Raw genomic sequence first — 6,137 nt, 5'->3', positions numbered from 1 at the left:
GTGATGTGTACAGATGCCCCTGTAGCGAGGGCAGCCTCCAGGGCGGTCTGGCCTGACTGGTTGCGAATATCAGGATTGGCACCATGAGCCAGCAAGTCGTCGACCATGTTGGCGCACCTGTTAAAGACTGCATAGTCCAGTGCGGTTTTACCATCTTTATCAGGAATATTAGGATCGGCACCTTCGCCCAGCAGGATGTTAACGTTCATAAGTTCCTTACGAAGGACCGCAATGCACAGCGGGGTGTGCCCATCATGATTACGGGCATTAATATCGGCACCGTGATCCAGCAGGCACTTCAGGAGCATGACTTTCTGTTCGCTAAATCGCCGTGCGGCAAAGTGCAGCACCGTCCACCCACAGTCATGGGCTTGCAGATCAGCCCCGTGGTCCAGCAAGGCCTTGCTGATCACATAACTGCCATCTTCGGCGGCCAGAAGCAGAGGTATGTACTCTCTATTAGTCAATGGGTCGAAAGTGGCGAAATTGGGGTCAACCCCCCTGGTCAGCAGGGTCTTGATGACATTTGCCACTCTGTTGAATCGGTCACTGATACCATAGAGCGGGTGGTGGCCTTGCCGGTCACAGAGATTGGGGTCAATCCCCCGCTCCTCCAGCAGGTCCAGCAGGTTGTCCACGATTTCCCGGTCACCATCACTGGTTGCTGCTACCAGTTGATCAACCAAATCAAGATCAGACGTCGATGGATGCATGCTCCCGTTGCCTGGGGAAGCAACCCCATGTGCTGAAATATTTTCTGCGCTGGCAAAAGGTTGCTGGAGAGAAGTTACTGGCTGTGTGTGGGGATCCCCGGCCGTTTCCTCCGGATTGGCGGCGTCAGGTGAACATTGTCTGATGCTTGAGTCCATTTCTGTCAAAGGATCTGCTGACGGCAGGTGTTGAGATTCTTTTGACAGCGGTTTTATCCGGTTTTTTTTCTGGGTCATCCGGGGCCGCATCAGGGTTGCACGAATACAGCGTCGGGCACAAAACTGCAGCGACCCCGGTTTAAAGGGCTCACGCAGGGCATCAATGATGCGCGGAGGTGACCCTGTAACGAGGGCAGCCTCTAGGGCGGTCTGGCCTGACTGGTTGCGAATATTGGGATTGGCACCATGGGCCAGCAGCTTGTCAACACCGGTTGCGTTGCTTTTCTCTATCGCCAGATGCAGCGGGGTATCGCCCTCTTTGCTCGCCCTGTTGGGGTTGGCACCGTAAGCAAGGAGCATATCCACAATGTCGTCTCTGTATTGCTTACTTAATGCCATGCACAGTGCGTTGCTTCTCCCATCGCTGTCGATGCCGCCGGGCGTATCAGGATTGGCACCATGAGCCAGCAAGTCGTCAACCATATTGGTGCTCATGCCCAAGACTGCACTGTCTAGCGCGGTACGACCGTAATTATCAGGAATATTGGGATCGGCACCTTCGCTCAGCAGGATGTTAACGGCCAGAAGAGTGTCACGAATGACGGCATTGAGCAGCGGGGTGCGTCCCATACTATTACGGGCATTAATATCAGCACCGTGATCCAGCAGGCACTTCATGAGCATGATGCTCTGTTTGCCGAAGTTCCGTGTGGCCCAGTGCAGTGCCGTCCAATCAGAGCCGTCACGGGCTTGCGGATCAGCTCCGTATTCCAGCAAGACCTTGCTGACCTCATAACTGCCGCTTTCGGCGGCACAAAGCAGAGGTATGTTCTTTCTTCCATTCCACGGGTCAATGTTGCAGAGATTGGGGTTCGTTCCCCTGTCCAGCAGGGTCTTGAGAATTCTGTCAGCGCTGCCCCAGCGACTGGCCCAATAAAGCGGATAGTAGCCTTGCCGGTCGCAGAGATTGGGGTCAATCCCCAGATCCTGCACCAGGTTCAGCAGGTCGTTGACGGCTGCCAGATCTCGCTTCCTGATTGCCGCTGCCAGTTGATCTCCCAGGCCCCGCAAATCGAAATCAAACGTCAGTGGACGTAAGATCCCGTTATCTGGGGAAGCCACCCCACGTGCTGAACTATTTTCTGCGCTGGCAACAGGTTGCTGGATAGCAGGCGATGGCTGTGCATTGGAACTCCCGGTCCCTTCCTCCGGATTATCAGTATCATCCCAGGGTAATAAACACTGTCTGATATCTGGGCTCATGTCTGTCCGTCGCTGGAAAGTCCCAAAGGGGGAGGTTGATACCTGCCTTTTCGTTACTGAATCTGGCGTTTCATCATTTTAAGAGACAAATGACGAATAGAGGCTAGTTCAAAAGGCCCGTTGTGCAAGCCTGTTGCCTGTGTTTTGTTCTGGTGACAATACCGGGCAAGCGTTCATGCTTAACTCGGCAAGTACTCTTTCCCCCAGCCAGTACCGATAACTTTGTCGTTTAGCATGGTGGCAATTTGTTCATCGGTATAGCCAAGACCCGCAACAATCTCAGTAGTCGAACGGCCTAATCGCTCGGTTGGTGTTTGCGCAATAATCTGTGCCCGTGAAGGCCTGATTGAGTAGTGATCAATAATAGTCACTGCGTGTCCACTGGGGTGATCGCGGTAGCTGGAAAACGCATAACTGCCAAGGTCAATTCCCACTTTGCCATCGGCAGGGCGAGTGTAACGCTCCCGAAGCTCGGCGATCCCCACTGAGCGCACCGCTGCAATATCCTGTTCCCGCAGCGCCTGCGCCCAATGATCGGCACTTTCCCGGGAGAGAACCTCGGTCAAAAAGGCCTTCTTATTTTTTGCTTCACTAATGCCAGCAAGGCCCGGAACGCGTTCCAGCTTGATCAACTCCTGCTCGCTGGCATCAATAAATAAATTGCCGTCTTTCGTTGTGTAAAAATGCGATAAATCGTGATTACCCAGGGCTTCTCGCCCGGATGCTTCATCAAACGGAGCACGCCCCTGATAATCATAGGCAAATTTAATTTGTGCCAGATTGGTTGCCGCAGATAACGAAGTACACGCCCGGCTATGCCGCCCGGTGTGCATTTTGTGATAAAGACTTAAGGCCATCCCCAAACCGCCCACAAAACCACAATTAACATCCAAAGTGCCCAGGTGTGCGTGCTCTTCTGGCGTTTGTGGTCCACCAAAACGGCTCATAATGCCGCTATTTGCCTGAATAATATCGTCGTAGCCTATGTAGTCTGTTTTGGGTCCACGGGTTGGTCCTCCCAGGCAGTCTAAACGACAGAATAACACGCCCGGATTAACGGCCTGTAAGCTGGCTTCGTCCAGGCCCAGAGGCGCTATCTGACGCTCGGGGGCATTTATTAACACCAGGTCAACGGATCGAATTAGCTGGTGAAAAATATCCCGTCCCTGTTCAGTATTGATATCAACCAACGCACTCTTTTTGCCAATATTGGCTTGAAAACTGTACACGGTGCCAATCAGTGGATCATACAATGGTGTCACCGGATCCAATTTGATCACCTCGGCACCAAAGCGACTTAAAAAGGCAGCAGAATGGGGGCCGGCAATGACATTGGTTAAGTCGAGTATTTTCACCCCTGCCAACCAGGCCTGGCGGTTGTCCGGTGCCGCAACCGCGCCAGTGGGCCGGGGCGTTGCTTTAACCTCTGAAAGCTCAGCCAGTGCTGCCTCAAAATCAACCGTGACTCTGGCCCTTGGCTGTAACATTTGTTCGGCCGATTCTTCCAGCCAGACCATAGGCCCCGGTTGTTTCATCATTCCGTATTCAGGATCATCCACTTCAACGATCAATCCCGCCTGCGCACAGTGGTCACTGTTCACCCATTCCTGAGTGGTGCGATGCGGTGCCCCCGGAATTTGCCCTTCACCAAAGATAACCCCCCACTCTTCTGAGGTTTTGGTTAAAAACACCCGCTTCATTTTGGCCGAGATAATATCAGCCCACTTCTTCGGCAGTGGATAAACGCCAATGGAGGTTTCGTCATCCCACTCATCAACCGGTAAATGCAGATTGTGCACCTCAGGTAAGCCTTCGGCCAACAACTCATCATATAAGCCCGTCACCTGTAAACAGCGTTTGGCATGATTGCGATGGGATGGACAAACGACGTAGAAAAAGCGACCGTCTTTGCATTGGTAAGTGCGATAAAAGGGATCCAGATACTCTTGTAAATCGTCGTAGCTAACATCCATCGGCAGATTGTTTTCCTTGCGATGGCTGATTTCATGCTCGCGCATGGTCAGGTAGCGTTTGGGCAAATCTTCAATAACGATGGAGTTGTACGACAACCCTTCCATTAAGGCAGCGACAATCGGCACTTCAATATGATCACCAACACCGAGTTTTTCCCGGGCGAACAGTGCCATCACCACCGAGCTGGCCGCCAGCGTTGTCGCATAGGCTGAGCACAATGACAAAGGAGAAAAACTGGGATCCACGCCCATCAACACCCGGTTAAAGCCCATATCGGTGAAAGCACCAGAGTTAGCGGCAACAATAGCCTCTGTTGCTTTCCACTGACTGCGCAATTGATCATTACTGGCGTAGCCCGGCATGGAAATTGTGATCAGCTCAGGACGTGCTTGCCGCAACTGCGCAAAATCAATTCCCAGGCGCTTTAAGACTCCGGGACGAAAACTTTCCAAAACAATATCGGCGTGATCAATTAAGGTTAACGCCTGTACCAGACCCTGATCGGATTTCAGATCAATAGTTACCGTGGTTTTGTTCCGATTCAAAACAGCATTGGCAGGGCTCTGCCATTGTGGCCCGGTTGGTGGATCAATATGAATCACCGTTGCCCCCAGGTCAGCCAGAATCATGGCGACTGCAGGCCCGGCTATTTGCTGGCCAAAATCAATAACCCGAATACCGATTAATGGTAGATTTGCTTTCATACTCAATGTGTTTTCTCACTCTATTTAATTAGTAGTTCTGACTTTCAATCTCCAGCGTAAAAACGTGAAAAGTAATAATTTTGTTTATCATAAAAGTCGTTATTAATTAATTAGCCCATTTGAAAACTGAGTAGTTACCTTTCAAATTTATTAAACACTGACATAGTAAACGCTTGACAAAAAGTGACCAGCAATAAAAACATTACCTTTGATCTTAATTTTTTTATAGCAGCCAGACATCATGTTTTGACCGGTTGAGCCTCACTGAGTAACCAGGTACGAAATGCCTCGATATCCTGATGTTTAACATTAGAGCTGGGGTAAACGAGATAAAAAGCTTCATCGGTTGGAATTTTAGTTTTAAACGGGGTAACCAACTTACCCGAATCAATAAGATCCTTTACCAGGCTGGTGCGACCAAGCGCAATACCCTCCCCCAATACCGCCAACTCCAATGCCGATACCAACGTGTCCATATAAAAGCCCTGGCAGGTCTTCATATCCTTATAATTGGCCTGGCAGAGCCAGTGCCCCCAACCTTCTTCATAGCCCATCACGTGCAGCAACAAATGCTCAGAGAGATCAAAGGTGTCTTCATCAATCGGGTATTTTGCCAGGTAGTCGGGACTGCACACAGGAAAGAGCTCATCCCAGGTTAACCGGTCGCTGGTCATCCCCTGCCAATGACCCTTGCCGTAACGAATTTCCAGATCGCTGTCCTGGCTGCTTTCCCGCTCAACTTCATTCACCCAGATATTGCTGGTCAAACGCAGGTTAGTATCCGGGTATTGCCTTCTAAAATTTTTCAGCCTCGGCGCTAACCACTTAATAAAAAACACCATATTCACTTTAATGGTCAGCAGGCTCGTTCGACCATGGCCAAAGATCTCTTCCGTAGCAACGGTCAGGCGTTCAACAGAATCGTGGACAGCGGGTAGATAGGCAGCCCCGGCATCGGTCAGCTCCAGTCCCCTTGGCAACCGGCGAAACAATAAACAACCCAACTGGCTCTCCAGCCCCTTGACCTGCTGGCTCACGGCAGCCTGAGTCAGGTTTAACTCGTTAGCCGCATGAGTAAAACTCAGGTGCCGGGCGGAGGCCTCAAACGCCCTGATCCAGTTTAAGGGCGGCAGTCGTTTTTTCATAAGAACACCGTATAAGTGCCTGAGCATTTGAAATCATATTGCAAACTGACCAGATCAAAGGGAAGTTAACGACTTAAACAAATGTTTAATTATTATTTCAAGATTTTTAGCTTTGTTTTTAAGTAGCTGGCCATATGGAATCACATATTTCTGGCTACTTGGGCAGGTGCTATGCGAGGCAC

General features: G+C 50.8%; 3 protein-coding genes. All 3 read right to left on the bottom strand.

Translation table 11 applies throughout. The features are described 5' to 3' along the window. Positions 1 to 2,132 (bottom strand): ankyrin repeat domain-containing protein (locus tag ACO6V1_RS21945; RefSeq protein ID WP_422468561.1); only part of this gene is annotated, 2,132 nt, incomplete at its 3' end. 179 nt (positions 2,133 to 2,311) lie between these two features. Further along, entirely contained in the window at positions 2,312 to 4,810 is a 2,499-nt protein-coding gene (locus ACO6V1_RS21940) for a CoA transferase (protein ID WP_422449999.1), read from the bottom strand. A 239-nt stretch (positions 4,811 to 5,049) separates the two neighbouring features. Continuing rightward, positions 5,050 to 5,955, bottom strand: coding sequence for a transcriptional regulator GcvA (gene gcvA / locus ACO6V1_RS21935; RefSeq protein WP_422460415.1), 906 nt, complete (start codon positions 5,953 to 5,955; stop codon positions 5,050 to 5,052). Positions 5,956 to 6,137 lie beyond the last annotated feature (182 nt).

The sequence above is a fragment of the Endozoicomonas sp. ALC013 genome (assembly GCF_049310205.1).
GTDB lineage: Bacteria > Pseudomonadota > Gammaproteobacteria > Pseudomonadales > Endozoicomonadaceae > Endozoicomonas.
The sequence above is the reverse complement of the archived record's forward strand: the minus strand, read 5'-3'. Positions and strand labels throughout refer to the sequence as shown.

Coding starts and splice junctions, on each gene's coding strand:
- ACO6V1_RS21940 (WP_422449999.1), bottom strand. CDS start 4,810: ATGAAAGCAAATCTACCATTAATCGGTATTCGGGTTATTGATTTTGGC.
- gcvA (WP_422460415.1), bottom strand. CDS start 5,955: ATGAAAAAACGACTGCCGCCCTTAAACTGGATCAGGGCGTTTGAGGCC.